We start from the raw sequence: 1,644 nt of genomic DNA, 5'->3' as shown, positions 1-1,644 counted from the left end.
GAGACCGCGTTGCACCGACGACATCGACGGGCGCCGCCGGACGGACCGGCCGGCGGCGCCGACCCCTTCCTGAGCCTGCGGGTAGATCCAGCGCCCGGGGCCGATCGGTCCACCTCTCGACCTGCCATCGCAGCGGATAGCGCTGCGGCCGGTTGCCTCCTTCGCCCGCCCCGGCCGTGCTTCGGCGCGTGCCGGTGCGGGCGAGGTCGCGGGGAGCCGGAGTGGTTCCGAACAAGTGCAGCGCCCAGGGCTTAGGCCCCCTGGGCGCTGCTGTACAGGACCTGATGAGGAGGGCCTGTGTTGCTCAGTATGACCGAGCAGGACCGCAAGGAACTGTCGGAGAAGGTCAAGGAAGCCAACCGCCGCAGCGAGAACGACGCCACCGTACGAGGTGGCCGGTGATGGGCACGCCCGCCGCGTTCGCCACGGTCTTCGCGGCGTTGTTCGTCGCCCACAGCGTGGGCGACCACTGGGTGCAGACCTCGCGCCAGGCGGCGGACAAGGGCCGCCCGGGCTGGCCGGGTCGTCTCGCCGATGCCCGCCACGTCGCGACCCTGACGCTCACGAAGGCCGTGCTGCTGGCGCTGGTCGCCGGCGTGCTCGGGCTGCACCTGCGGGTGCTCGGGCTGGTGGTGGGGTTCGCGGTGGATGCGGCCTCGCACTGGTGGGCCGACCGCCGCAGCACACTCGCCTGGCTGGCCAAGGTCACCCGCAACAGCGAGTTCCACGAGCTGGGCACGCCCGCCCACCCGGCGGCCCCCGCGACCGCCGCAGGCGGCTACGCGCCGACGCTGGGCACCGGCGCATACGCGCTGGACCAGTCGTGGCACCACCTGTGGCTGCTGATCGCCGCCCTGCTCATCGCCGGTATCTGACACCAGCGCTGACACCCGCGGTGTTCAGGCTCGTCCGAGCCTTCCTGTTCCTGCACGGCCGACCCCGGTATCTCGCCGCACTTCGGCCGCTGCCGCTCGATCACCCCGGGTGCGTGTCGTCTCTCGCCACAGACCGCGACCGCCCCGGGGCCCCACCTTCCCTTCGCACACCAGGAGTTCCGCAATGACGTGCCGTACCCTCTCCTGCCCGCCCTACGGTCCGGTCGTGCTCGGGCTGGACCTGCCGATGGGCAGCGTCACCGTTCAGGTCCTGAGCAGCATCACCACCGCCAGCGTGCTGCTGTCGACGCAGGATTCGTCAGGTCCGGCCGCTGACGCGATCGGCCGGGCCCGCAGCAGGCAGGACGGCCGGGCCTGGACCGTGGAGATCCCCGAGATCCCGGGCAACGTGATGGTGCAGAGCACCCGGGGCGGGCGGGTCGTCCAGCACATGGACACCGTCCACGGACCGGTCAACGGCCTGACCACCATCAACGGCCGCGTCATCACCGGTGGCGGTGGCGGGGTCACGGTCAGCCCGATCGAGGCCCGCGTGATGCTGCCTGCGGGTTCCTCCCTCGCCGTGGTCTCCAACTCCTCCGATGCCCGGGTGTACGGGCCGGTCGAGCGCCTGGAGTTCCGCTCGGTCTCCGGTGACCTGACGGCCAACGGAGTCCGCGTGCTGAACGCGTCGACCACCTCCGGCGATATCGACGTGCACGGGGTGGCCGTCCGTCTGACGGCCCGTTCGGTCTCCGGTGACATCCGC

2 protein-coding genes are annotated in these 1,644 nt (G+C 71.7%); both read left to right on the top strand.

Annotated elements, in window-relative coordinates:
- Nucleotides 1–401: 401 nt before the first annotated feature.
- Nucleotides 402–875, top strand: coding sequence for a DUF3307 domain-containing protein (locus CK485_RS14265; RefSeq protein ID WP_109450497.1), 474 nt, complete (start codon nt 402–404; stop codon nt 873–875).
- A 184-nt stretch (nt 876–1,059) separates the two neighbouring features.
- Nucleotides 1,060–1,644, top strand: a 585-nt coding sequence (locus CK485_RS28775; RefSeq protein WP_158288229.1) for a DUF4097 family beta strand repeat-containing protein, incomplete at its 3' end; no start/stop codon positions are given.

The organism is Streptomyces sp. ICBB 8177 (genome assembly GCF_003144095.1).
In the GTDB taxonomy this organism is placed as follows: domain Bacteria; phylum Actinomycetota; class Actinomycetes; order Streptomycetales; family Streptomycetaceae; genus Streptantibioticus_D.
This window is presented reverse-complemented; position numbering and strand designations above follow the sequence as displayed.